This is a genomic window from Bradyrhizobium sp. USDA 3240, from assembly GCF_054063295.1.
Genome location: NZ_JBSSGD010000002.1, coordinates 4,527,374 through 4,550,707, shown reverse-complemented (window position 1 = coordinate 4,550,707; position 23,334 = coordinate 4,527,374). Strand labels below are relative to the sequence as shown.

Below are 23,334 nucleotides of genomic sequence, written 5' to 3'. Positions count from 1 at the left end.
CGCCAATGCGGAACCTGGGCTAGACATTCATGATGGCAACCCAGGCCGAACGGCGCGAGAAGACCAGAGCCGCGATCGTCAAGGCGGCGCGGCGCATTTTTGGCGACCGCGGCTTTGCGGCTGCGACGATGGACGACATCGCCAGTGGCGCGCGCGTCGCCAAGGGCGCGGTCTATCATCACTTTTCGACCAAGGAGGCGGTGTTCGAGGCGGTGTTCGAGCAGGTCTCGATGGACCTCGTCGCCGATCTCGACCGCATCTCGCGCGCCGAGAACGATCCGCTCGCGGCGATGGCGGCGGGAACGCAGGGCTATTTCGCGGCGTGCTCAAAAGGCCCGACCGGCCAGATCATCTTGCGCGATGGGCCGGCCGTGCTCGGCTGGGAACGCTGGCGCGAGATCGACGCCAAGCATTTCGGCGGCAAATTTCCGCGCGCGCTGGCGGCGGCGATGGACGCCGGCGTGATCGCCAAGCAGCCGATCGAGCCCCTGGCGCGGCTGTTGCTCGGCGCGGTGACGGAGGCCGCGGTCGCGGTCTCCGCCGGCCCCGACATCGGCAAGACCGGCACCGATTACGCGCGTGCGTTTCGATCGCTGCTGGATGCGCTCAGGGTGAAGTAAGCCAACATCTCTCCCGTCGTCTAGGGACCCATCACCACAGGATTAAGTTGTTGAAGCGCGCTGTGGCCCCAGCGTTTTGCAACAATTGACGGTCGTGGTTATGGGTCCCGGGTCGCGCTTCGCTTGCCCGGGACGACGAAGTGAGAGAGCGCTACCTCAATCCTTGTCGTTCTCGAGCTGGAAGATCTGCGAGCCTTCGCCGCTCGAGATCAAGCCGGTCTTGCTGTACAGCCCGAGCTTGGCGCGGCTGTCGGCGATGTCCAAGTTGCGCATCGTCAGCTGGCCTATGCGGTCGGCGGGCGAGAAGGCGGCGTCCTCGACCTTCTCCATGCTGAGGCGCTCCGGCGCATAGGTCAGGTTCGGGCTCTCGGTGTTGAGGATGGAGTAGTCGTTGCCGCGGCGCAGCTCGAGCGTCACCTCGCCGGTGACGGCGCGCGCCACCCAGCGCTGCGCGGTCTCGCGCAACATCAAGGCCTGCGAATCGAACCAGCGGCCCTGATACAGCAGCCGGCCGAGCCGCATGCCGCTGATGCGGTACTGCTCGATCGTATCCTCGTTATGGATGCCGGTGACCAGCCGCTCATAGGCGATGTGCAGCAGCGCCATGCCGGGCGCCTCGTAGATGCCGCGGCTCTTGGCCTCGATGATGCGGTTCTCGATCTGGTCGCTCATGCCGAGGCCATGGCGGCCACCGATCGCGTTGGCCTCGAGGAACAGCGCGACCGGATCGGCAAAGCTCTTGCCGTTCAGCGCGACCGGCTGGCCCTCCTCGAAGCGCACCACGACCTTCTCGGGCTTGACGTCGCAATCGGCGCGCCAGAACGGCACGCCCATGATCGGATTGACGATGGTGATGCCGCTCGCGAGGCTCTCGAGATCCTTGGCCTCATGAGTCGCGCCGAGCAAATTGCTGTCGGTCGAATAGGCCTTCTCCGCGCTCATCTTGTAGGCAAAACCCTGCGCGGTCATGAACGCCGACATCTCGGCGCGGCCGCCGAGCTCGTCGATGAACTGCTGGTCGAGCCAGGGCTTGTAGATGCGCAAACTCGGATTGGTCAGCAGGCCGTAGCGATAGAAGCGCTCGATGTCGTTGCCCTTGTAAGTCGAGCCGTCGCCCCAGATGTTGACGCCGTCCTCCTGCATCGCCGCGACCAGCATCGTGCCGGTCACCGCGCGGCCGAGCGGGGTGGTGTTGAAATAGGTGATGCCGCCGGTCGAGATGTGGAACGCGCCGGACTGGATCGCGGCGATGCCCTCATGCACCAGCTGGGTGCGGCAATCGACCAGGCGGGCCTTCTCGGCGCCGAAATCCATCGCCTTGCGCGGGATCGCGTCGTAATCGGCCTCGTCGGGCTGGCCGAGATTGGCGGTGTAGGCGAAGACCTTGGCGCCCTTCAGCTTCATCCAGAGCAGCGCCGCTGACGTGTCGAGCCCGCCCGAGAACGCGATGCCGACTTTCTCGCCGGTGGGCAGGCTTTTCAGAATCGTACTCATGGGACGGTCCAATCGGTCGAAATCGGGATGATTACGCTGGGCGAATATCAAATTTCCGGAGCCTGGGCACGCCTTTAATCAGGCTTCAGGCTGGCTCGGCTCCGCTTGGCCGCCCCGGCGCCAGCGCTGCATCCACCGGTAGCCGGGCATGGCGAGCCGCGTCAGCGCGGCGTCGACCTGGGCGTCGGTCAGCCGGGTCGAGGCCCAGCGGTAGATCAGCGCGTAGAACAGCCAGACGGTGAAAAACGATACCAGGCCGGCGATCGCCACATCGGTGAAAAAGTGCCCGCCAAAGGCCATGCGAAGCCCGCTGGTGACGATGCCGAACACGGTCGCCCCGGCAAAGGCCAGCGGCCGCCAGGCTGGCGGCGTCAGCGCCGCCGGCGCATAGGTCCAGAACGCGGTGGCGCCCTCGCCGGAGAAGAACGAGCAGTTGCGCGGGCAGCCGCCGCGCGGGTCCCACCACGGCATGAATTGCAGGTCGCCGCCGAACTGCGTCACGAACACCGGCCGCGGCCGGCCCCAATAGTTCTTGAAGGTGAGGTTGGTGAGGACGCCGGCCGACAGCAGCATCGTGGTCAGCAGGAACACCGCGGCGCGGCCCGACATCAGCATCGGCCGATCCGGCCGGATGAATTTCCAGACGATGGTCACGATCGCCGGCAGCACCAGCGCCCAGGCGATCCACATCGCCGCATCGCGCGCGAACGAGGCGACCGCGTCGAGCTTCACGGGGAAGCTGTTTTCCGTGGCATCGTAGAACAGCGCCGCGAGCTTCAGGTCGAGCTCGGGATAGACCCCGAACAGGATGCCGATGATGAGCGCGAGCGCCAGCGCGATAAAAAGTCCGGTCCGGTTCATGGCGCGCGGTTTAGCCGAGGCGGCGGGGCATGGGAAGTGTGGGAGCTCCAAACACCCTCCCCTGGAGGGGGAGGGTCGACTCACATTGAGCGGAGCGAAATGTGAGTCGGGGTGGGGTGAAGGTCTCTCCGCGTCTGCACTGCCCGAGTTGAGAGATCACCCCACCTCGGTTCGCATTTCGCTGCGCTTCATGCGACCCGATCCTCCCCCTCCAGGGGAGGATAAGACTCGCATCACGGCTGCGGCGATTGTGACGGCAATGGCGGCGGCGGCGGCAATGGGCGCGGCGGCTCGCGCCAGGCGCCGGCGGTGCGGCCGGCGATCAGCCAGTAGACCAGGCCCGCAACAATGCCTGCGCCGGTCATGATCTCCACGTGCCGGCGCACGATGCCGTGGAATTGCATCATGTCGGGATCGAACGGAACCAGGCCGAGATAGCAGGCCGCGCCGACGATCGCACCACCGACAGCGTAGGCCAGCACGCTGCGGATGAAGAAGGCCTCGGTGATCAGCACCACGATCAGCGCGGGCAGCAGCGCAAAGCCGGAAATGAAGATGAAGCCGAAGCCGAGCACGACGTTAATCGCACTCTGATCGATCTGCCCGCCGAAATCGCTGAGCTCGGGATACAGCACCGCGACGACCACGATGATCCCGGCCACGAAGCAGGCCATCAGGAAGCCGAAGGCGACGACGAACAGGCGGCCGATCAAGGCCATGCTACGAGCTCCCCGTCATTGCGAGGAGCGATAGCGACCAAGCAATCCATGGTTCAGCAAGTTCGGACATGGATTGCTTCGCTTCGCTCGCAATGACGTCGCGGAGAGCGTGTTCGCTCACAACGCTCAATCCGTCATCGCCATCGCGCGCAGCGCCTGGCGCTCGCGGGCGGAGAGCTTTTCGGTCTCCGACTTGAGCTGACCGCAGGCGGCGAGGATGTCGCGGCCGCGCGGCGTGCGCACCGGCGAGGAATAGCCAGCGTTGAAGATGTATTCCGAGAATTTTTCGATCTGCTCCCAGTCCGAGCACTCGTAGGCGGTGCCCGGCCATGGATTGAACGGGATCAGGTTGATCTTGGCCGGAATGCCCTTGAGCAGCTTCACCAGCAGCTTGGCGTCGTCGAGCGAATCGTTGACGCCCTTGAGCATCACATATTCGAAGGTGATGCGCCGCGCGTTCGAGGCGCCGGGATAATCGCGGCAGGCCTGCAGCAATTCCTTGATCGGATATTTGCGGTTCAGCGGCACCAGTTCGTTGCGCAGCTCGTCGCGCACCGCATGCAGCGAGATCGCGAGCATCACGCCGATCTCCTCGCCGGTGCGCTGGATGTTCGGCACCACGCCCGAAGTCGACAGCGTGATGCGGCGGCGGGAAATCCCGATGCCTTCATTGTCGCCGACGATCAGCAGTGCGTCGCGCACCGCGTCGAAATTGTAGAGCGGCTCGCCCATCCCCATCATCACGATGTTGGTGACGCGCCGCGTGCCGTCCTCGCGATCGGCCCAGTCGTTCAGCCGGTCGCGCGCCACCATCACCTGGCCGACGATCTCGCCGGCGGTGAGGTTGCGCACCAGCCGCTGCGTGCCGGTGTGGCAGAACGAGCAGTTCAGCGTGCAGCCGACCTGCGAGGAAACACACAGCGTGCCGCGATCGGTCTCGGGGATGTAGACGCACTCGACCTCGTGCGGCCGCTCGACCTTGTCGCCGCTCGGCAGCCGCAGAAGCCATTTGCGCGTGCCGTCATTGGAGATCTGCTCGGCGACCACCTCGGGACGGTCGACGGTAAAATGCTTCTCGAGCTCGGCGCGCATGTCCTTCGAGACGTTGGTCATCTCGCCGAAGTTCTTGGCGCCGCGGAAATACATCCAGTTCCAGAGCTGCTGGGTGCGCATCTTGCGCTGCGCGGCCTGCACCCCGATTTCGCCGAGGCGATCGGCGATCTCGGCGCGCGACAGCCCGATCAGCGACGGCTTGGCCGGCGGCACATAGGTCTCGAGCGGAACCTTTTCGACCAGCGCGCTGGCGCCGGACACGGCATGGGTGGTCACGGGGTCGGTCATGAAACCTCAAATAGGCCTTCCAGCCGGTGCTGGAAAGCCGCCAAATACCTCAATTTCACGTCTATGAGCCGGGAGCTGGCTTTTTTTGGAGCATGATCTTTCCGGAAAACCGCTCCACACTTTTCCGGATCATGCTCTAGCGCCGGCAGTCCTGTCCGAGCCGGTCGAGCGCCTGCGCCAGACCCTTCAGCGAGAAGCTGTCGATCGTCTCGGTGCCCTTCGCCGAGACGGCTTTTACCGTCAGATCGGCCGATTTGCGCATGGCTTCCACCATCCGCTCCTCCTCGGCCGCATTCTTGATCCAGAGGCCGTCGCCCTGGGTGTACATCGCATAGGTCCCGCCGCCGACCTGGAGCGTCGATTCCGAGCCTGGCTTCACACTGTAGCCGATCATGATCGAGACTTCGTTGACGACCTTCTCGGCCGGGCGGGTCGAGATGAAGGCATAGGCCGGATCACGCGGCCGGTTCGGCGGGTTGGTCTTCGACGACGACGGCTTGGCGAGCGCAAAGCACACCTTCTTGCCGTTGGGCGATGCGGTGTAGGCGCCCCAGGTCCCGAATTGGCCGATCAGCGTCGGTTCCGCACCGCCGGCCGCAGCCGCGGCGGCCGAAGGCGCCGGCTTGGCCGCTTCCTTCGCCGTATCCTTCTTGGGCGCAGCCTGCGCCGGCGCGAGGGAGACGATCCCGCACACGACACAAACAGCCAGTGATGTCAGAATTTGCCGCACGGCCAACTGGTTCCCCCATCATTGTGACTGGAAGATGGCCCGGCGATTCCCCTCCGCCGGCTCGGATGGATAACCGGGAAACGCTTTTTTGGGAAGGCAGTTAGGTCTGGGGCGCGCGCGCCGTCGACAGCCGTGCGCGCATCGATTGCTACTCAGTGCTTGGTATCGTTGATCACCCCTTGGCGCGCGCGGCGCGCTGGCTCTCCCATTGGGCATCGGTCCATTGCAGCAGGTCCTCGGCACCGGAACTGCGCAAATGCGCGCCGCCGTCCTGCACCACCATCTCGCCATTGATGTAGCCGCCCTGATCCGAGATCAGGAAGGTGGCGAGATTGGCCAACTCGGAATGCTCGCCGGCGCGGCCGAGCGGATTGCGATGCGACCAGGTCTCGCCGCGCGCTTCGGGACGCAACTGTCCGGTCGCACCCGGCGTCGGGAACGCGCCCGGCGCGATCGCCACAGTGCGGATGCCTTTCGGGCCCCACTCGACGGCAAGGCTCTTGGTCATCGCCAGCACCGCGGTCTTGGCCATCGACGACGGCACCGTGAAGGCGCGGCCGGTGATGGTCGAGGTCGAGAGGATCGAGAGCACCACGCCCTTGTGCTTGCCTTCGATCCAGCGGCGGCCGGCGGCGAGCGTGCAATACATCGTGCCATGCAGCGTCGGCGCGAGGATCGCGTCCGCGGCACGGAATGACAAATGTTCGCTCTGCGCAATAAAGGTTGCGGCAGCATTGTTGACGAGTACGTCGATCGGCGCGTCCTGCCAGACCTGATCCATCATCGCCTCGACCGCGGCGCCGTCGCGGATATCGCAGCGCGCGGTCGACACCTTGGCGCCGAGCTCGCTGCGGAATTTTGCTGCGGTTTCCTCCAGCAGCCCCTCGCGCCGCCCGCAGATGATCAGTTCGGCACCGAGCTCGGCAAAGCGGGCGCCCATCGCCGCGCCAAGGCCGGAGCCGCCGCCGGTGATCAGGATGCGCTTTTTCGCTAGCAGGCCTTTTTCAAACATAGTTTGATCCCTCCGCACTGTATTGTCGCTCCGCCGCAAATCCGGCATGAAGCTTGTAGTCCAAGATCTTGCAGCTCTTTCTGCGTCCGAAACTCAGGTGTGTCCATGAAAGCCATCCTCTGCTCGCAATACTGTCAACCCGACGATCTCGTGCTGGCTGACGTGCCCGATCCGGTGGCGGGTCCCGGCGAAGCCGTGATCGCGATCAAGGCGGCGGCGCTGAATTTCTTCGACATCCTGATGATCCAGGGCAAGTACCAGATCAAGCCGCCGTTCCCGTTCTCGCCGGCCGCCGAAGTCGCCGGCGTGATCGAGAGCGTCGGCGCCGGTGTCACCGATCTGAAGGTCGGCGACCGCGTCGTTGCGTCATGCGGTCACAACGGCGCGCGCGACAAGATCGCGCTGCCCGCGAATACGATTGTGAAGATTCCCGACAATCTCGATTACGACCGCGCCGCCGGCATCATCATCATCTACGGCACCGCGCTGCATGCGCTGGAAGATCGCGCGAGCCCGAAGCCGGGCGACACGCTCGCGGTGCTGGGCGCCGCCGGCGGTACCGGCCTTGCCGCGTGCGAGCTCGGCAAGTTGATGGGCCTGAAGGTGATCGCCTGCGCATCGTCGGACGAGAAGCTCGCATTCGCCAAGCAGCACGGCGCCGAACTGACGCTGAACTACGCCAAGGAAGATCTGAAGGAGGGCCTGCGCAAGCTGACCAACGGCAAGGGCGCCGACATCGTGTTCGATCCGGTCGGCGGCGCCTATGCCGAGGCTGCGCTGCGCTCGACCGCATGGGAAGGCCGCTTCCTGGTGATCGGCTTTGCCGCCGGCGACATCCCGAAGATTCCGCTCAACCTCGCGCTGCTCAAGGGCTGCGACATCCGCGGCGTGTTCTGGGGCGCGTGGGCGCGGCTGAACCCGGAGAAGAACCGCAAGAACCTCGAGAAGCTCGTGCAGTGGACCGCGGAAGGCAAGATCTCCTCACATGTCGACCGCACCTTCCCGCTGTCGCAGACCGCAGAAGCCCTGAAGGTGCTCGCCGGCCGCAAGGCGATGGGCAAGGTGATCCTGCATCCGGGAAGTTGAGCTGGGCGGACCGCGCGCGTCTCGCTATCACCGTCACCCTGAGGAGCGCGTAGCGCGTCTCGAAGGGTCGACGGCCACCGGCGGGGCCGTGCATCCTTCGAGGCTCGCAAGAGCTCGCACCTCAGGATGACGGGTCGTGAAAGTTCGTAGCCCGGATGGAGCGCAGCGAAATCCGGGATGCACATAACCTCCCCTTGAAAAAGGGGAGGTTGCTTTGCTCGCCAGAGCAAAGCGGGTCGGGATCTGCTCTCTCGACTTGCAGCGGAGTCCGCGGCTGACCCCCATCTCGACTTTCCCCCTTACGGAAAAAAGCAGAACGCAGACCTCACTCCTTCGTCGGCACTCCACGCTTCGGCGCTGCGCGCGCAACGCGAGCAGACCTTGTGAACATTCTCCGAGTTGGCGCGCGCTGCCGCAATCAAACCCAAATTTCTCCCGATTCGCAGCGACCGAGGCCGCTTTTTGGGCCCAATCGCAAGGCGATTAAGAACCTGTAATGGGCGCTCAGGGACCCCAATAAGAATAACAACCAGACACCAGAGATGCCCGATTGTTGCGTCATAGTATCGGGGAAACATCATCATGGTGGGGAATCCAACACACGTTCACGGCAACGATCCGCCGCGCGGCGCGGTCAACGCGGATATCAACGATCCCGAATTTGCACCTTATCGCTACCGGCGACCACATCGGGCAGCCATCGACATCGGCGCGGACGAACCTGCCCCGCTTTTTCTTTCAAGCCAAATCGATGACGCGGATTGGCACGGGCGCACCACAATTCCACGTTCACGCCTCCGCACCGGTCTGCTGACAATTTCGGCCGGCGCACTTGTCGCGGCTGCGGCGGTCGGGCTGTGGTCCATCGGCAGCGTGCGCGACGCGGTCCTGAGCGCCAAGGCCGCGCTGGTCGGCGTCTCGCCGATCGAGGCCCGCGCAGAAATCGCGGACGCGGTTCGCGCCGTGGCCACCGAGGTGTCGCCCGCCACTACAACCCCGCCGTCACGCGCGCAGATCGCGGCCGCCTATCAGGAAGCGATCAAGAGCGAAGTCGTTGCGCACGAAACGCCCGTGGCAGCGCCGATCGAGCCACCACCACCGGCGGCGCCACCGGCAAGACGCCTCGATCCGGATGACGTCGCAGGCCTCCTGAAGCGCGCCAACAGCCTGCTTGCGATCGGCGACATCGTATCGGCGCGGCTCTTGCTCGAGCGGGCCGCGGATGCGCAGGACGCGGACGCGGCGCTGTTGCTGGCTCGCACCTACGATCCCGACGTGCTGGGGACCTTGGACAAGCGGAGCATCACGCCCGATCCGGAGACCGCGCGCCTCTGGTATCGCAAGGCCGCCGAACTCGGCTCGCAGCCCGCACAGCAACGCCTCGCGCAATTGCAAAACTAGGCTCATCTCGAGGGACACATGCGACGCTTGCTTGGATTGGTACTTTTCGCAGGCATGATGATTTGGGGCCTGGCGGCACGGGCCGAGCAGACCGAATTCGACCCGGCCAAGGTCAGCGACAGCCTGAAGGCGATCTTTCAGTTCGGCTCGGTAGGCACCAAGCAGAGCCTCAACGCCAACACGGTCACGCTGATCTCCGGCACGATCGGCGGCACCTATGTTCAGTTCGGCGCCGATCTCGCCTCCGTGCTCGACGATGGCAATAAGTTGCGCATTCTGCCGATCGTCGGGCGCGGCTCGGTGCAGAGCGTCGCCGACATCCTGTTTCTGCAGGGTGTCGATCTCGGCATCGTTCGATCTGACACGCTCGACTATCTCGAGCGGAAGGGCATCGCGAAAGACATCAAGAAGCAGTTCACCTACGTGACCAAGCTCTACAACGAAGAGATGCACGTGATCGCGTCGAAATCGATCCGTAATCTCAGGGAGCTTGAGGGCAAGACCGTCAGCGTCGACCTTCCCAATGGCGGCACCTTCGTCACCGCACTGACCGTGTTTGAGCGGCTCGGAATGAAGCCGAAGGTCGTCTATGTCGAGCAGCGCATCGCGCTGGAGAAATTGAAGGCCGGCGAAATCGACGCGGTGATCGTCTGTGGCGGCAAGCCTTACAAGTCCGTGAGCGGCTTCAAGGACGACCGGTTCCACCTGGTGCCGGTCAACTACGAGAAACCGTTGCAGGACGACTATCTGCCGGCGAGCCTGTCGGCCAAGGACTATCCCAACCTGATTTCGGGCGAGGAGCGCGTCGACACGATCGCCGTTCCTGCCGTGCTTGCGGCCTACAACTGGGCACCGAAGACGGAGCGCTACAACAAGCTGGCCAATTTCGTGGATGCGTTCTTCACAAAATTTCCGACGTTCCAGAATCCGCCGTTTCATCCGAAGTGGCGGGAGGTCTCGCTGTCGGCGCCACTGCCGGGCTGGCAACGCCTGCCGGTAGCCCAGCAATGGCTGGACCGCCACGGCGTCGAAGCTGCAACGCGCACCCGTTTCGATGAATTTCTGAAGCAGAGCCCAGCGGCGACGCGATTGCAGAGCGACGCCGACAAGGAGGTGCTGTTCAAGCAGTTCCGGGCGTGGGACGCGGAAAACAACTCGCGTGCCCAGCTGCGCGCCGGCGAGAAACGCTAGACTCCTCGAACCCGGATAGAGTGCAGCGAAATCCGTGACCGCTCGATCAATTGGCGAGAAAGCCCGCGGATGGCGCTACGCTTCATCCGGGCTACTATTCCGTGCTCTCCGGCACCCCGCGCTTCAGCGCGGCGCGCGCGGCTTCGCGATGCTCGGGGGTGATGTGGCTTGCCACCATGCGGATCGCGGTTGCGAGCACGGCGGCATCGTCGGTAAAGCCGAGCACCGGCAGCATGTCCGGGATGAAGTCGAACGGCAGGATGAAATAGGCGATCGCGCCGAGCAGCGCCGCCTGGACATGGCGCGGCGTCTGCCGGTCGAAGGCGCAATAATAGGCGGCCAGCAGTTCCTCGGCGAACGGCAGCCGCGCCACCACTCTCTTGAACTTGATCCAGAAGCGGCGGCGCACGCTTTCGGGGTCCTGCGCCAGCCGGTCGGCAGGCCCGAATCCCACGCCGGTGTCGGTCGATGGCATCGCCAGGTTCCCTTTGGCGCCGCGCGACGGATCGGCGGCGGACGATCCGAATCTGGGGATGTCGGCCAACCGGCGCAAGGTTGCGCGCCGCCGGGTCAACTGACCCCGAGCTGCCTTGCGATCGCGTTCATGGCCTTGGCGAGGTCGATATCGCGCTTGGTCACCCCGCCGACATCATGGGTCGCCAGCACGACCTCGACCGTCTTGTAGACGTTCTTCCATTCGGGGTGATGGTCGCTCTTCTCGGCGACCAAAGCGGCGCGTGCCATGAAGCCGAAGGCCTCGTTGAAGTCCTTGAACACGAAGGTCTTTGCGATCGCCTCGCGCCCGGCCAGCTCCGACCAGCCGGCCAGTTCCCAAAGCGCGGCCTTCCTTGCTTCCGCTGACAGCCTTTCGACCATGGTAACCCTCCCGTTTGACGCCGACCTTAGCCTAACCACCGGCCTCCGGGGTGGATCCATGCCGAAAATAAGGCCGAAATAGCGTCCTATCGCCGCTGGTAACCATGACGCAGATGTAACATCTGTAGCCCCAGGAATTTGCTACAAATGGCTTATGTGTGCGCGTTGGTAGTTTTGCGAGATTGAGCCCCGACGATTGTTTGCGAGATCGATGACAGACTGCTCCGCCAGCATATCGCCCAAGCCGCTGCGCTCCGCAAAGCGACGGCTGATGTTCGTCTTGATCGCGGGCGCGCTCGCCATCGTCGGCGCGACGATCGCCGGTTATTATTTCGCGGTGCGTCCGGTGACGCTGCGGATCGCGGTCGGCCCGGCAAGCAGCGATGACCTCAGGGTCGTACAGGCGCTGGCGCAGGCCTTCAACAACCAGCAGCACACCCAGGTCAAACTGAGACCGGTGCAGACCGACGGCGCCAGCGCCAGCGCGCAGACGCTGGCCGACGGCAAGGCCGACCTCGCCATCATCCGCGGCGATCTCGATGTGCCGAAGAATGCGCAGGCGGTCGCGGTCCTGCGCAAGAATGTCGTGGTGATGTGGGTGCCGCCCGCAGCCAAGGGCAAGGGCCGCAAGGCCGCGAAGATCACCAAGATCGCACAGCTTGCCGGCCGCAAGATCGGCGTCGTCGGCCGCACGCCGGCCAACGTCAATCTGCTGAAGCTGATCCTCACGCAATACGGCGTCGATCCGATGAAGGTCGAGATCGTGCAATTCCCGGCCAATGAGGCGGTCGAAGCCATCAAGAACCTGAAGGCCGATGCCTATCTCGCTGTCGGTCCGGCCAACAGTAAGCTCACGATCGATGCGATCACGGCGTCGACCAAGGACGGCGGCGAGCCCACCTTCCTGCCGATCGATGCGTCCGAGGCGATCGCGCAGAACCATCCGGCCTATGAGGCCGCGGAAATTCCCGCCGGCTCGCTCGGCTCGGCCGACCGGCCCGACGACGAGGTGAAGACGATCAGCTTCTCGCACCATATCGTGGCGCGAAAGGGCCTGTCGGACGCAACGGTCGCGGCCTTCACCCGGCAATTGTTCGCGATCCGGCAGTCGCTCAAGAACGATTTCCCACTTGCCGCCAAGATCGAGACGCCCGATACCGACAAGGACGCCACCATCCCGGTGCATCCCGGCGCGGCCGCCTTCGTCGACGGCGAGGAAAAGACCTTCCTCGACCGCTACAGCGATTACATCTGGTGGAGCCTGATGGCGTTCTCGGCGATGGGCTCGGCCGGTGCATGGTTCGCCGGTTATCTCAAGCAGGACGAACGCAACACCAACACCTCGCAGCGCGAACGCCTGCTGGAGATGCTGAAGACCGCGCGGCAGAGCGATTCGACCGACGAGCTCGACCAGTTGCAGGCGGAAGCCGACGACATCCTGCGCCACACGCTGGACTGTTTCGAGCACGGCGCCATCGAGGAAGGCACGCTGACCGCGTTCAACATCGCGCTCGAGCAGTTCCACAACGCCGTCGCCGACCGCAAGGCGCTGCTGCTCAGCATGCCGCAGAACTTGCAGCGGACTGCGAGCCAGTTCAGGGCCGCGGGCACGGCGTAGGTCTCCATACTGCACGACTACGCCATCGGCGAACGAACTCTCTCCGTTCCCTCCCCCCTTGTGGGGGAGGGTCAGGGAGGGGGGTGCCGCTTGCTCCGTTCAAGTTTGATCCCGAGAACGTCGCTGCGATTGCGCGAGTGTCATTTCGTCTCTGGCGTCACCGCCCGGGGCTTACCCCTCTCCCCAACCCTCCCCCACAAGGGGGAGGGAGCCTGACGCATGTGCTCACCTTACGAAGGACGCGGTCTCTCTGACGATCCGCTCTCCATCCCCCCTGTAATCTCTCCGTCATGGAATTTTTCTAGGTCTGTGCTCGACCGCGGCGCATTGTCGCTGTGACCTGAGGAGGCTCCCCATGACGATCCGGTTCTCGCGAAATCTGACCCGCCGCCGCTTTCTCTCGACCGCTGCTGCGGCCGGCGCCGGCGTGATCGCGATGCCCTATCTGTCGCGCGCGGCCGACCGCCCGGTGATCACCCATGGCGTGCAGTCCGGCGATGTCGGCGTCGACGGCGGCGTGGTATGGGCGCGTGCGGACCGTCCTTCGCAGATGATGGTCGAGGTCGCGACGACAGATTCGTTCAGGAATGCCCGCGCGCTGCCGCCGATCACGGCGCTGCCGGAGAGCGACTTCACCGCCAAGATGCTGCTGGAGAACCTGCCCTCCGGCCAGGACATCTTCTATCGCGTCCGCTTCCGCGACCTCGCCCATGTCGATGTTGTCGGCGAGCCGGTGCTCGGCCGCTTCCGCACCGCGCCGAGCGACCGCCGCGATGTCTCCTTCGTGTGGGGCGGCGACGTCGCCGGCCAGGGCTGGGGCATCAACCCCGACGACGGCGGCATGATCACCTTCGCCGCGATGAAGAAGCACGCCCCGGATTTCTTCCTGCATTCCGGCGACACCATCTATGCCGACGGCGTCGTCACCGCCGAGCAGAAGCAGCCCGATGGCAAGATCTGGAAGAACATCACGATCCCGGAGAAGGCCAAGGTCGCCGAGACGCTCGACGAGTATCGCGCGGCGCATAAATACAATTTCCTCGACAGCAATCTGCGCTCCTTCAATGCCGAGGTGCCGATCTTCGTGCAGTGGGACGATCACGAGGTGACCAACAACTGGTCGCTGTCGAAGCAGCTGCCGGCGGCCTACAAGGAGCGCGACGTCAACGTGCTCGCTGCGCGCGCGGCGAAAGCCTTCCACGAGATGTATCCGATGCGCGAGAGCATCGTCGAGCCGGGCCGCGTTTATCGCACGCTGAGCTACGGCCCGCATCTCGACGTGTTCATGCTCGACGAGCGCAGCTATCGCGGCCCCAACGGTCCGAACCTGCAGGAGACCTACGGCCCCGATGCCTATTTCATCGGTCCGGATCAGATGGCCTGGCTGAAGCGCGCGCTGCTCAACTCGCGCGCCACCTGGAAGGTGATCGCCTCCGATATGCCGCTGTCGCTGATCGTCTATGACGATGCCGCCAACAAGAAGGGCTCGGAAGCCTTCGCGCAGGGCGACGGACCGGCGCGCGGCCGCGAGCTCGAGATCGCCGACATCCTGCGCTTCATCAAGACCGCCGGCATTGCCAACACGGTGTGGCTGACCGCCGACGTGCACTATGCGGCCGCGCACTACTACAACCCGAACAAGGCCCAGTTCCAGGAGTTCGATCCATTCTGGGAATTCGTCTCGGGCCCGCTGCACGCCGGCACGTTCGGTCCGAACGAGCTCGACAACACGTTTGGACCCGAGGTGAAGTTCGTCAAGGCGCCGGGCGAAGCCAACCAGAACCTGCCGCCGTCGGCCGGCATGCAGTTCTTCGGTCACGTCAAGATCGACGGCAAGAGCGGACAGATGACGGTCAGCCTGCGCGACCGCGTCGACGCCGAGCTGTGGGCGATCACGCTCGATCCGAAGCTGGTGTAATCAGGTCGCAACCACGACGGAACCCGACGTCCTGTCCTGAAGCCTTTGCCTCAAGGCAAAGGCGGCACGATGGCGGGGGATGGACCTCGCCGGCCTCTTCCGGTACCGATATCAGAGCCGTTATGCTGGGGGCCCGGAGGGGCGGAGCATGAGGCGCTGCGAACTGATTCGCGTGCTCGGTGGCATCGTCGCGGGGCTTCGGCCTCATTGCTTGCTTGTCGTCGCGATCGCGGCGTTCGCGCTGCTGCCGATCGAAGCCGGCGACGCCGGCTGGCTGCCTGATCTCTTCAAGAGCTCATCGAAGCATCCCAAAGCGCCAAAGCGTGCGAAATCGGCAAAGCCGGCCAGATTGGCGAGGCACCACGCGCCATCAAAGCCACGCGCCACAAGGCTTGCCGCCCTTGGGCCGGTCGCCCTGCCGCCTACCGTTTCCAAGCCAGCCGCAACCAAATGCGATCCCGCGACATTGCGGATCGTTCTCGATGTCGGACATACCGCAGAATCGGAAGGCGCGATCAGCGCGCGCAATGTCGCCGAGTTCACCTTCAACCTGCGCCTTGCGCGGTCGATCGAGGAGAAGTTGAAGGCCGAAGGCTTTGCCGCAACCAGGCTGCTGCTGACCGAAGGCAAAGCGCGGCCCAGCCTCTTCAAGCGGGTCGCCGCCGCCAACAACCTGCACGCGGACCTGCTGCTGTCGATCCATCATGATTCCGTGCCCAACAAGATGCTCGAGGACTGGGAATTCGAGGGAAAGAAACGCCGTTTCAGCGATCGCTTCAGCGGTTACTCGGTGTTCGTCTCCCGCAACAATCCGGACTTCAAGACCAGCCTGCTGTTCGCCGAACTGGTCGCCAGGGAAATGAAGGCCGAGGGGCTCCAGTATGCCGAGCAATACAGCCAGCCCATCATGGGGCGCGAGCAGCATCCGCTGCTGAACAAGGAAACCGGCGTCTACAGCTACGATAAGCTCATCGTGCTGCGCAGGACCGCGATGCCCGCCGTCCTGCTGGAGGCGGGCTCGATCATCAACCGGGACGAAGAACTCAAGATGGACTCGCCCGAGCGCCGCAACGCGATCAGCAGCAGCGTCGCTTCTGCCGTTAAGGAATTCTGCGAGCCGCGCTGGGCTCTGCTCGGTCCGCTCTGACGGCCGAGCGATCAGCACCTCCCGGCTCAGCCCGGTTTGCCGGCCTTGATCTCCGCGAATTTGGCCAGCGCCTGTTCGAACTTGGGGCTGAACAGCCACATCGCATCGAGGATTTCGCGGAAGCTAGCAGATGTCCTTGCCCGGTCGGCTCGACCGAAAGCGAAGACGCTGTTGTTGCGTAGATATCCCATGATCCTGGGCTCGGAGATTCTGTAGTTGACGAGGTCGCCTGACTTCAGCGCGGACCTGGTCGGGCTGGGGATGATCTGGATGAGCTCAAAGAGCTTCATCTGATCGATCGGATTGGGCAGAGCCTTTGCGATCGCCGGGACCTGCGGGAAAATATCCGCGTGCTCGTTCATCAGCGCATCGCGCACCGCGGTCCAGTGATTGAACCGGTGATCGAGATTGCCGATTCGCGCTTCTTCCATATCGTCGCGACGGCTCAGCGCAGGATCGAGGGCCGCGATCGATTGTTTGATGGCGGCCCACTTCTTTCGACCGTTGCGATCTTCGGACGGACCGGTCTGCAGGCTGCCCTTGTAGGTGTTCGACCGCGCATTTCCAGCATTTTGCTTGCCGCTTGTCTCGGCAAAGAACAGGCCGAGGCTGATCCGGCCGGCGACAGCGGCGGCAGCGGCATCGAGACCCCTGGCGCGCGCGATCACCGTCGCCAGATCGACCACGTCCTTGAATGGCGTCTCGGAGCTTTGCGCGCCGGCGGGCGGCGCCTCCATCACGTCGAACAGCTTCCGGTACTCGTCGAGCAGCGGCTCATTGTCGGCGTCGAAATAGGCCGGAGGGATTCCGAATCTGTTGGGTTTTCCAATCCTGGACGGAAGCGCATCGGTGAGATCCTTGTAGGCGCTCATCATCTCGACACGGGCAAGGTAGACGGCCTGGCCCGGCAGGTCGGGCAGCGGCTGATGGGAATCGATCTGCGCGCGCCGCTGGCGCAGGATCGAGACGAAGCTCTTCAGGGCATTGTCGTAGGCCTTCAGCGCGGCCGATTGCTCGCTCGTCGGTGCGGCTGGCTCGGCGCTGGCCTGAGACACGAAGCTACCGACGACGGTCGAGACGACCGGCGGCGCGAGCAGCAGCCCGAGAGATAGCGCCACCGCGCGCGCAGCGGCAGATGTCCTGATCGCCATGACGGCTTCCCAAGGCCGGTGCGTCGCCGAATCCGACAGGACGGATGGTAGACGACGAACGCGCCGACGGCGAGGCCGAAGCCCGGCGATCGGTCAGTGCCCATCTCTCAGCGCGGCTTCGAGCGCTTCGCTTGAACACGGCTTGGTCAGCCGCGGCTTGCCGGCGAGCGATGCCGGCAGCCTGATATCAGCGCCATAGCCCGTGACGAACGCGAACGGCACCTTCAGAGCATCGAGCCGCTCGGCGATCGCGAAGGTCTTCTCGCCCCTGACGAGGCCGACATCGAGCAGCGCGAAATCCGGCGCGCGCTCGGCGATCAGTTCGAGCGCGCGGGCGACGTTCGCCGCAGTGCGTACCGTCCGGGCGCCGAAGCCCAGGATGGTGTCCTCGAAGTAGAGCGAGATGATCGGATCGTCCTCGACCACGAGAACGTCACCGGGCATGCCGGCATTGGGGGCGGATTCCATGGCTCGGTGTCCATTGCTTCGATGATGGATGAGAGGACCGGATCAGTCCGGCCGGATGGCCCGCGACCGGCGCCCGAAAGCACGCCGGTTGTTCCCGGAATGAAACCCATCACATCGCAAGCTGCCGCGTCTGTTCACTAGTGCACATAAAAGTGGGAACTTTTTCAATATGGTCCGCGTTGGAGTGCAGGATTTTCCAATGATTGCCAAACGGACCGATGTGGCCGGGACGAACGACCGGCCGTTCAACAACCTGTTGCGCCGGCTGAATGCCGCCGACTACGAGCTGATCGCGCCGCACCTTGCGGTGGTCGAGGCGGCGGCCGGCGACCTGCTCTACAATCCCGGCGACGACGTTCAGATCGTGCATTTCCCATGCGGGCCGAGCCTTGCGTCCTACCTGGTGGCCAACGAGGACGGCCGCGACGTCGAGACCATCCTGGTCGGCCGCGAGGGCGCGGTCGGCGGCATCGTCAGCCAGGGATTCCTGCCGGCCTATACCCGCATCACCGTCAAGTTCGGCGGGCCGTTCGTGCGGCTGCCGATCAGCAAGCTCGACGCCGCCAAGCTGACGTCGATCTCAGTGCGCAACATCTTCGCGCGCTATGCCGACTGCATGCTGGCGCAGATCTTCCAGTCGACCGCCTGCAATGCGATCCACTCGATCGAGCAGCGCGCCGCGAAATGGATCATCTCGGCGATCGAGCGCACCAATGGCAATGGCGTGGTGCCGCTGACGCATGAGCAGCTCTCGACCTTGCTCGGGGTCGGCCGCAGCTACACCAGCCGCGTCATCCAGAACTTCAAGGCGGAGGGCGTGCTCGACACGCGCCGCGGCGCGATCGTGATCCGCGACCCGGACAAGCTCAAGCTGCGCTCCTGCCTGTGCAACGAGGCGGTGAAGGATCATTTCGAGGAAGTGCTGCGCGGGGTGTATCCGAGCGAGGACAATCCGACGAACTAGGGCGCGTACTCATAAACGTCAGCTTCCAGTCACAAAACAGAAGTTGCCCAGTTCGGTCGTCATAGGCGGCTTATGACCCATCTCCGACATCACACCCCTCCGGCACCCCGGCTATGCGCATGCCCTCACAAAGGCGCTCTTGTCCGGCGAGATAAATAGGATTGTCGCTTATTTTGGCGACGCGCAAGCGGCGGATCGTAAAGCTTGGGTTGAGCGCAAATCCCGCTTTCGCAGCTGTTCGCGCCTCATCCAGCGCGCCGAGCAAGCCCAAGGCAGCGGCGAGCGAAAAATGGGCGGGAGCATGAGTGCGGTTGGCCTCAATGCTTCGTCGCAGCCAACTGACGGCTTCGGTATCCGCACCGATATGTAGTTTTGCCACGCCCACAAAACGCATCAACCGGTTGGCAACGAGATCGCGAGGGGACAGACGGAGAGCCTCGAGTACGTGGCCTTCAGTCTCGGTAGGACAACCCATATAGAATTTGGCTAAACCAATAGCGCCATGAGCATAAGCCAAATTGCGATTAAGCGCTAATGCCTGGTCGCATTCGGCAATCCCTTGTGCGGCGCGGTTTGTGTTAATGTACACGAGAGCCAGTATCAGGCGGGCCATTGCAGCGTTGGGGGATATTGAAAGTGCTTTGATCGCGTTCGCTTCGGCTGCCGAAAGGAGCGCGGCCCCTTCGTCCGTTAACAGGTCGGCTCCCACGGTTAGATCGACGTTTGCCATGCCGATCAACGCCCAAATCGCTCCGACCCCTCGGGGATCGATCACCAAGGCACGCTCAAAAAAGCTGCGCGCCCGGGTCGCGTGCTCAAGTGTCGGTCCCTTGTAGAAACAAGCAGTACCCTGAAAGAACAGGTCTACTGCGTCGGGATGCGGCGACCGCTCCGCTGTTCGTGCCTCGACTACAACGAGCTGGGCACCCAACGAGTTGGCGAGCCTCGATACGATTTCGTCCTGCATATCGAAAAGATCGGCGACAGGCTTTTCGAAGCGCTCGGCCCAAAGATGTTTGCGGCTTTCGGCATCGATGAGCTGCACGTTCACTCGAAGCCGCTTGCCGCTGAGCTGCACGGAACCTCCAAGCACGTACCGGACGTTCAGCTCGCGACCGACTTGCCGTACGTCGATTGCGTTGCCCTTGTACGAGAACGCGCTGTTCCGGGCGATCACGAACAAGCCACCGATGCGCGACAAGTCCGTTGTTAAGTTCTCGGTTACACCATCGACGAAATAGTCTTGTTCGGGATCGCCGCTGAGGTTGGCGAACGGCAGCACAACGATGGAAAGACGAGGCGGCGAAAGGGCGATCGATCCCGTGCGATTGGACCGTGTCGTTAAGCCGAGTTCATCCCAGATCACGGCATAGGTCCGGACCGGGCGGGCGATGTTTTTGAAGTTCTGGTCGCCCAAATCGGCGAACTGAACCCCCACCTTGCCCCTTACTTGATCGTAGGCAGAAGACGAGATGCAGATGCCGCCAGCCTCTGCGATGCCCTCGAGCCGGGCCGCGATGTTAACGCCGTCTCCAAATATGTCATGGGCCTCGACGATGACGTCGCCGATGTTGACGCCCACTCGGAAGGAAACGCGCCTGTCTTCCTTCTCGTGGATTGAAAGTTCCTTGATGCGGGTCTGAAACTGTACGGCGGCTCGGACTGCCTCAACTGAGCTTGTAAACTCCGCCAAGAACCCATCGCCGGTGTTCTTCACGATACGTCCACCGTGTTCAGCGATTGCTGGCACAACAGCGTCCGCCAAGAGCGCAGTCAATTTGGCGTGTGTCGGCTCTTCGTCATCGTGCATGAGCCGCGAATAGCCAGCCACATCGGCGGCCAATACCGCAGACAACCTGCGCTCGACAGGGAATGGCCGCTCCTGCACCATGGCTCTCACCCCAACCGACGAGATATTGTACGACGGATCGGGTGACCGGGCCACACTGCTGATGTCGCCTGATGGCCCTTAGCGGACACTCATTTGGGTGTCGTTCGCCGCCTGCTTTGGAGGGCCATCCGGACCTCGCGATTCCCTGCACATGCGGGGAACGGATTTATGAGTACACGCCCTGGGCTGGCACACGGCTCACCCCGCCCCGCTTGCGGGGAGCCGAGACGAGCGAAGCTCGCTCTTAGGTCGGATTGCATCGCCAGATGCAATCCGGGTGAGGGGGTGCGGGTCTCATCGCGGTCGCAACTCGCGGAGGCAGCCCCTCACCCCAACCCTCTAAGAGCGAGCTACGCTCGTCTCGACCCCGTAGGAACGGGGAGAGGGAGAACCTATATCGCCCAACGCGAAAATCACGCTACACTCGCCTCATGAGTGGGGCTGAACTTCACGCCGTTTTCGACGTCGCAGCATGGTGCGCGGCCGCCGGCGCGATGTGGTGGCTGTCCCGGGTGCGGGGGCTGCAATTCCCGCGGCAATCCTTCGAGCTGACATATATCGCCGCGCTGGTGTTCGGCGCCGGCATCGGCGCCTACATCTTCGGCACGCTGAACCTGTGGTTCTCGGGCATGTCCGGTATCGCCCGCTCGGTCGAGGGCGCGCTGGCCGGCGGCATCGTCGCGATCGAGCTCTACAAATGGCTGCATGGCATTTCGCTCCGCACCGGGGCGCGGTTCGCGCTGCCGCTTGCGATCGGCGTCGCGGTCGGCCGGCTCGGCTGCTATTTCGCTGGCCTCGAGGATTTCACCTATGGCACGCCGACCACGCTGCCCTGGGGCCACGATTTCGGCGACGGCATCCTGCGCCATCCGGTACAGCTCTATGAAAGCCTGGCGATGGCCGCTTTCGCGGCCTTCTATGTCTGGGCCGTATTGAACCGCAACGCCGCTGTCATCACCAATGGATTCTACCTCGTGCTGTTCTACTACGGGATCCAGCGCTTCGTGTGGGAGTTCATCAAGCCCTACGGCGCGCTGATCGGCCCGTTCTCGCTGTTCCACCTGCTGTCGCTGTTTGTCATGATTTATGCCGCCGTCATGCTGGCGACGGCCTCGAATGTGAGTGTGAAGCATGAACGCGCCGCTGCGTAAGTCCCGCCCTTACATCTTCTGGGGCCAGACCCAATCGCTTTGCGAAACCTGCCTGACCCTGGTGCCGACCAAGATCCAGATATCAGGCAACGAGGTCTGGTACGAGAAGCGCTGCAAGCAGCACGGCGTGCAGTCGACCTTGGTCTCGACCGACCAGGCCTATTGGCGGCTGTGCAAGGATTTCATCAAGCCCGGCGACCGGCCGCTCGCGTTCCAGCGCCACACCGAATTCGGCTGCCCCTATGATTGCGGGCTGTGCCCCGATCACGAGCAGCACTCCTGTCTGGCGCTGATCGAGATCACCGAGCACTGCAACCTGACTTGCCCGGTGTGCTTTGCCGATTCCTCGCCGGCGCGGACCAGCTTCACGCCGCTGGCGAAGATCGAGAAAATGCTGGACGCGCTGGTCGCAAGCGAGGGCGAGCCCGACCTGGTGCAGATCTCCGGCGGCGAGCCGACGCTGCATCCGGATTTCTTCGCCATTCTGGATGCGGTGCGCGCCCGCCCGATCCGCCACGTCATGATCAATACCAACGGCCTCAGAATCGCGCGCGAGCCGGACTTCGTGGCCAAGCTTGCCGAGAACAAGCGCGGGCTGGAGGTCTATCTGCAGTTCGATTCGCTCAAACGTGACGCGCTGGTCAACCTGCGCGGCGCGGATTTGCGCAAGATCCGCCAGCAGGCGCTGGAGAATCTCGAGCGCGAGGGCGTCTCGACCACGCTGGTCGCGACCATCAAGCGCGGCGTCAACGACACCGAAATTGGCGACATCGTCCGTCACGCGCTGACCTGGACCTGCGTCCGTGGCGTCACGCTGCAGCCGGTGCAGGACGCCGGCCGCAACGAGGATTTCAACAAGGACACCGACCGCATCATGCTGTCGGAGATCCGCCAGCGCGTGATCGAGACCGGAGTATTCGGCGCTGACGACATGATCCCGCTGCCGTGCAATCCCGAGAGCATCTCGATCGGTTACGGCCTGCGCAACGGCGACAAGGTGCTGCCGCTGACCTCGCTGATCCCGCAGGAGCAGCTCGTCGCCGTGATGCCCAACACGATCAGCCCGGAGAAATATCCGGTGCTGCGCGAGAAATTCGTCGACCTGTTCTCGCTCTCGTCAGGGCCGCTGAACACCTCTGAGCGGGTCTGCGAATTGCTCTGCTGCCTGCCGAGCTTCGAGGTGCCGGAGGGCCTCACTTACGAGAACGTGTTCCGCGTCACCATCGTGCAGTTTCTCGATCGCTTCAATTTCTGCGTCGGCAACGTCAAGCGAAGCTGCATCCACTTCGTCACCGAGAGCGGCGCGATCATCCCGTTCGACACCTACAATCTGTTCTATCGGGATGGGAAGATCGACGGCATCCGCGCGAACCTAGCCGGGCAGACCTATCGCGAGGCCCGGCAGGGTGAGGAGGTGCCAAGGTGAGCGATACCGGCGCGCCTCCGTCACGCCCTCCGGCGCAGCGCAACGGCTGCGTGACCGCGCTGATGATCGTCGCCGGCGTCATTCTGCTGCTGCCCGGCCTCTGCGCGCTGCTCTTCGTATTTGCCGGCATCGCCAAGACGGCGTCTGATGATCTTCAGTTCGTCGCCGCCTGCCTGCTTGTGGCGTGCTTTGGCGTGGCCCTGATCTGGTGGGCCATCCGCAGACCTGGCTCCTAGAGACGGCACGAACCCACTGGTGGACCAACAGCC

Annotated in this window: 22 protein-coding genes; 11 read left to right on the top strand and 11 right to left on the bottom strand. The window is 63.8% G+C overall.

Going from position 1 to position 23,334, the window contains the following annotated elements:
• The first annotated feature begins 32 nt into the window (after positions 1-32).
• Complete coding sequence (locus tag ACVIGA_RS22210; RefSeq protein ID WP_456670859.1) at positions 33-620, top strand: TetR/AcrR family transcriptional regulator; 588 nt, start codon at positions 33-35, stop codon at positions 618-620.
• A gap of 156 nt (positions 621-776) precedes the next feature.
• Here ACVIGA_RS22210 and argG read toward each other — a convergent pair whose 3' ends face one another.
• The 6 genes from argG to ACVIGA_RS22180 form a co-directional block, all read right to left on the bottom strand.
• The gene (argG, locus tag ACVIGA_RS22205; protein WP_456667986.1) at positions 777-2,114 is read right to left on the bottom strand and encodes an argininosuccinate synthase; all 1,338 of its coding nucleotides are present in this window, start codon (positions 2,112-2,114) and stop codon (positions 777-779) included.
• Between the two features lie 78 nt (positions 2,115-2,192).
• The gene (locus tag ACVIGA_RS22200; protein ID WP_456667985.1) at positions 2,193-2,975 is read right to left on the bottom strand and encodes a phosphatase PAP2 family protein; all 783 of its coding nucleotides are present in this window, start codon (positions 2,973-2,975) and stop codon (positions 2,193-2,195) included.
• A gap of 233 nt (positions 2,976-3,208) precedes the next feature.
• Entirely contained in the window at positions 3,209-3,694 is a 486-nt protein-coding gene (locus tag ACVIGA_RS22195; RefSeq protein ID WP_456667984.1) for a hypothetical protein, read from the bottom strand.
• Positions 3,695-3,820: 126 nt separating this feature from the next.
• Complete coding sequence (gene rlmN / locus ACVIGA_RS22190) at positions 3,821-5,035, bottom strand: 23S rRNA (adenine(2503)-C(2))-methyltransferase RlmN (RefSeq protein WP_223971062.1); 1,215 nt, start codon at positions 5,033-5,035, stop codon at positions 3,821-3,823.
• A gap of 136 nt (positions 5,036-5,171) precedes the next feature.
• Positions 5,172-5,771, bottom strand: coding sequence for an invasion associated locus B family protein (locus tag ACVIGA_RS22185; RefSeq protein ID WP_456667983.1), 600 nt, complete (start codon positions 5,769-5,771; stop codon positions 5,172-5,174).
• A gap of 166 nt (positions 5,772-5,937) precedes the next feature.
• Entirely contained in the window at positions 5,938-6,777 is an 840-nt protein-coding gene (locus tag ACVIGA_RS22180) for an SDR family oxidoreductase (protein WP_223971064.1), read from the bottom strand.
• Between the two features lie 105 nt (positions 6,778-6,882).
• Between ACVIGA_RS22180 and ACVIGA_RS22175 the strand changes: the two genes are divergently transcribed.
• The 3 genes from ACVIGA_RS22175 to ACVIGA_RS22165 all read left to right on the top strand — a co-directional run bounded on the left by ACVIGA_RS22175 (position 6,883) and on the right by ACVIGA_RS22165 (position 10,455).
• Positions 6,883-7,863, top strand: a complete 981-nt coding sequence (locus tag ACVIGA_RS22175) for an NADPH:quinone oxidoreductase family protein (RefSeq protein WP_456667982.1) — start codon at positions 6,883-6,885, stop codon at positions 7,861-7,863.
• Between the two features lie 582 nt (positions 7,864-8,445).
• Positions 8,446-9,264, top strand: coding sequence for a hypothetical protein (locus ACVIGA_RS22170; protein ID WP_456667981.1), 819 nt, complete (start codon positions 8,446-8,448; stop codon positions 9,262-9,264).
• 18 nt (positions 9,265-9,282) lie between these two features.
• Complete coding sequence (locus tag ACVIGA_RS22165; RefSeq protein WP_456667980.1) at positions 9,283-10,455, top strand: TAXI family TRAP transporter solute-binding subunit; 1,173 nt, start codon at positions 9,283-9,285, stop codon at positions 10,453-10,455.
• Between the two features lie 94 nt (positions 10,456-10,549).
• On the opposite strand, the gene ACVIGA_RS22160 is transcribed toward ACVIGA_RS22165, so the two are convergent.
• On the bottom strand, positions 10,550-10,930 hold the full coding sequence (locus ACVIGA_RS22160; protein ID WP_456667979.1) for a YkvA family protein: 381 nt from the start codon (positions 10,928-10,930) through the stop codon (positions 10,550-10,552).
• Between the two features lie 95 nt (positions 10,931-11,025).
• Positions 11,026-11,331, bottom strand: a complete 306-nt coding sequence (locus tag ACVIGA_RS22155) for a 4a-hydroxytetrahydrobiopterin dehydratase (protein WP_050404938.1) — start codon at positions 11,329-11,331, stop codon at positions 11,026-11,028.
• A 211-nt stretch (positions 11,332-11,542) separates the two neighbouring features.
• Here ACVIGA_RS22155 and ACVIGA_RS22150 point away from each other — a divergent pair, with 211 nt between their 5' ends.
• The 3 genes from ACVIGA_RS22150 to ACVIGA_RS22140 all read left to right on the top strand — a co-directional run bounded on the left by ACVIGA_RS22150 (position 11,543) and on the right by ACVIGA_RS22140 (position 16,014).
• A complete protein-coding gene (locus ACVIGA_RS22150; RefSeq protein WP_456667978.1) occupies positions 11,543-12,949 on the top strand; it encodes a TAXI family TRAP transporter solute-binding subunit in 1,407 nt (468 codons plus the stop codon).
• A gap of 355 nt (positions 12,950-13,304) precedes the next feature.
• Positions 13,305-14,867, top strand: coding sequence for an alkaline phosphatase D family protein (locus ACVIGA_RS22145; protein WP_456667977.1), 1,563 nt, complete (start codon positions 13,305-13,307; stop codon positions 14,865-14,867).
• A 148-nt stretch (positions 14,868-15,015) separates the two neighbouring features.
• Complete coding sequence (locus ACVIGA_RS22140; protein WP_456667976.1) at positions 15,016-16,014, top strand: N-acetylmuramoyl-L-alanine amidase family protein; 999 nt, start codon at positions 15,016-15,018, stop codon at positions 16,012-16,014.
• A 26-nt stretch (positions 16,015-16,040) separates the two neighbouring features.
• Here the strand turns inward: ACVIGA_RS22140 and ACVIGA_RS22135 are convergent, their stop codons facing one another.
• Together ACVIGA_RS22135 and ACVIGA_RS22130 are read right to left on the bottom strand one after the other, a co-directional pair.
• On the bottom strand, positions 16,041-17,165 hold the full coding sequence (locus tag ACVIGA_RS22135; RefSeq protein WP_456667975.1) for a hypothetical protein: 1,125 nt from the start codon (positions 17,163-17,165) through the stop codon (positions 16,041-16,043).
• A 93-nt stretch (positions 17,166-17,258) separates the two neighbouring features.
• Positions 17,259-17,633, bottom strand: a complete 375-nt coding sequence (locus tag ACVIGA_RS22130; RefSeq protein ID WP_456667974.1) for a response regulator — start codon at positions 17,631-17,633, stop codon at positions 17,259-17,261.
• A 199-nt stretch (positions 17,634-17,832) separates the two neighbouring features.
• Between ACVIGA_RS22130 and ACVIGA_RS22125 the strand changes: the two genes are divergently transcribed.
• Complete coding sequence (locus ACVIGA_RS22125; protein ID WP_456667973.1) at positions 17,833-18,597, top strand: Crp/Fnr family transcriptional regulator; 765 nt, start codon at positions 17,833-17,835, stop codon at positions 18,595-18,597.
• Positions 18,598-18,667: 70 nt separating this feature from the next.
• Here the strand turns inward: ACVIGA_RS22125 and ACVIGA_RS22120 are convergent, their stop codons facing one another.
• A complete protein-coding gene (locus ACVIGA_RS22120; protein ID WP_456667972.1) occupies positions 18,668-20,488 on the bottom strand; it encodes an adenylate/guanylate cyclase domain-containing protein in 1,821 nt (606 codons plus the stop codon).
• Between the two features lie 431 nt (positions 20,489-20,919).
• Here ACVIGA_RS22120 and ACVIGA_RS22115 point away from each other — a divergent pair, with 431 nt between their 5' ends.
• Genes ACVIGA_RS22115 through ACVIGA_RS22105 form a run of 3 tightly spaced genes read left to right on the top strand, consistent with a single transcriptional unit; the run spans position 20,920 to position 23,301 of the window.
• Complete coding sequence (locus ACVIGA_RS22115; protein WP_456667971.1) at positions 20,920-21,639, top strand: prolipoprotein diacylglyceryl transferase; 720 nt, start codon at positions 20,920-20,922, stop codon at positions 21,637-21,639.
• On the top strand, positions 21,620-23,065 hold the full coding sequence (locus ACVIGA_RS22110) for a radical SAM protein (protein ID WP_456667970.1): 1,446 nt from the start codon (positions 21,620-21,622) through the stop codon (positions 23,063-23,065). Before ACVIGA_RS22115 ends, ACVIGA_RS22110 begins: the two co-directional genes overlap by 20 nt.
• Positions 23,062-23,301: a hypothetical protein gene (locus ACVIGA_RS22105; RefSeq protein WP_456667969.1), complete on the top strand. Its 240-nt coding sequence runs from the start codon at positions 23,062-23,064 to the stop codon at positions 23,299-23,301. The genes ACVIGA_RS22110 and ACVIGA_RS22105 overlap by 4 nt, the downstream gene beginning before the upstream one ends.
• Positions 23,302-23,334: the final 33 nt, after the last annotated feature.

Excerpts from the sequence above, each read along its gene's own strand:
- ACVIGA_RS22150 (WP_456667978.1), top strand. The coding sequence starts at position 11,543 with ATGACAGACTGCTCCGCCAGCATATCGCCCAAGCCGCTGCGCTCCGCA.
- ACVIGA_RS22135 (WP_456667975.1), bottom strand. The coding sequence starts at position 17,165 with ATGGCGATCAGGACATCTGCCGCTGCGCGCGCGGTGGCGCTATCTCTC.
- ACVIGA_RS22170 (WP_456667981.1), top strand. The coding sequence starts at position 8,446 with ATGGTGGGGAATCCAACACACGTTCACGGCAACGATCCGCCGCGCGGC.
- ACVIGA_RS22115 (WP_456667971.1), top strand. The coding sequence starts at position 20,920 with ATGAGTGGGGCTGAACTTCACGCCGTTTTCGACGTCGCAGCATGGTGC.
- ACVIGA_RS22180 (WP_223971064.1), bottom strand. The coding sequence starts at position 6,777 with ATGTTTGAAAAAGGCCTGCTAGCGAAAAAGCGCATCCTGATCACCGGC.
- ACVIGA_RS22165 (WP_456667980.1), top strand. The coding sequence starts at position 9,283 with ATGCGACGCTTGCTTGGATTGGTACTTTTCGCAGGCATGATGATTTGG.
- ACVIGA_RS22130 (WP_456667974.1), bottom strand. The coding sequence starts at position 17,633 with ATGGAATCCGCCCCCAATGCCGGCATGCCCGGTGACGTTCTCGTGGTC.
- ACVIGA_RS22210 (WP_456670859.1), top strand. The coding sequence starts at position 33 with ATGGCAACCCAGGCCGAACGGCGCGAGAAGACCAGAGCCGCGATCGTC.
- ACVIGA_RS22145 (WP_456667977.1), top strand. The coding sequence starts at position 13,305 with ATGACGATCCGGTTCTCGCGAAATCTGACCCGCCGCCGCTTTCTCTCG.
- ACVIGA_RS22160 (WP_456667979.1), bottom strand. The coding sequence starts at position 10,930 with ATGCCATCGACCGACACCGGCGTGGGATTCGGGCCTGCCGACCGGCTG.
- rlmN (WP_223971062.1), bottom strand. The coding sequence starts at position 5,035 with ATGACCGACCCCGTGACCACCCATGCCGTGTCCGGCGCCAGCGCGCTG.
- ACVIGA_RS22195 (WP_456667984.1), bottom strand. The coding sequence starts at position 3,694 with ATGGCCTTGATCGGCCGCCTGTTCGTCGTCGCCTTCGGCTTCCTGATG.
- ACVIGA_RS22140 (WP_456667976.1), top strand. The coding sequence starts at position 15,016 with ATGAGGCGCTGCGAACTGATTCGCGTGCTCGGTGGCATCGTCGCGGGG.
- ACVIGA_RS22120 (WP_456667972.1), bottom strand. The coding sequence starts at position 20,488 with ATGGTGCAGGAGCGGCCATTCCCTGTCGAGCGCAGGTTGTCTGCGGTA.
- ACVIGA_RS22175 (WP_456667982.1), top strand. The coding sequence starts at position 6,883 with ATGAAAGCCATCCTCTGCTCGCAATACTGTCAACCCGACGATCTCGTG.
- ACVIGA_RS22200 (WP_456667985.1), bottom strand. The coding sequence starts at position 2,975 with ATGAACCGGACCGGACTTTTTATCGCGCTGGCGCTCGCGCTCATCATC.
- argG (WP_456667986.1), bottom strand. The coding sequence starts at position 2,114 with ATGAGTACGATTCTGAAAAGCCTGCCCACCGGCGAGAAAGTCGGCATC.
- ACVIGA_RS22155 (WP_050404938.1), bottom strand. The coding sequence starts at position 11,331 with ATGGTCGAAAGGCTGTCAGCGGAAGCAAGGAAGGCCGCGCTTTGGGAA.
- ACVIGA_RS22110 (WP_456667970.1), top strand. The coding sequence starts at position 21,620 with ATGAACGCGCCGCTGCGTAAGTCCCGCCCTTACATCTTCTGGGGCCAG.
- ACVIGA_RS22125 (WP_456667973.1), top strand. The coding sequence starts at position 17,833 with ATGATTGCCAAACGGACCGATGTGGCCGGGACGAACGACCGGCCGTTC.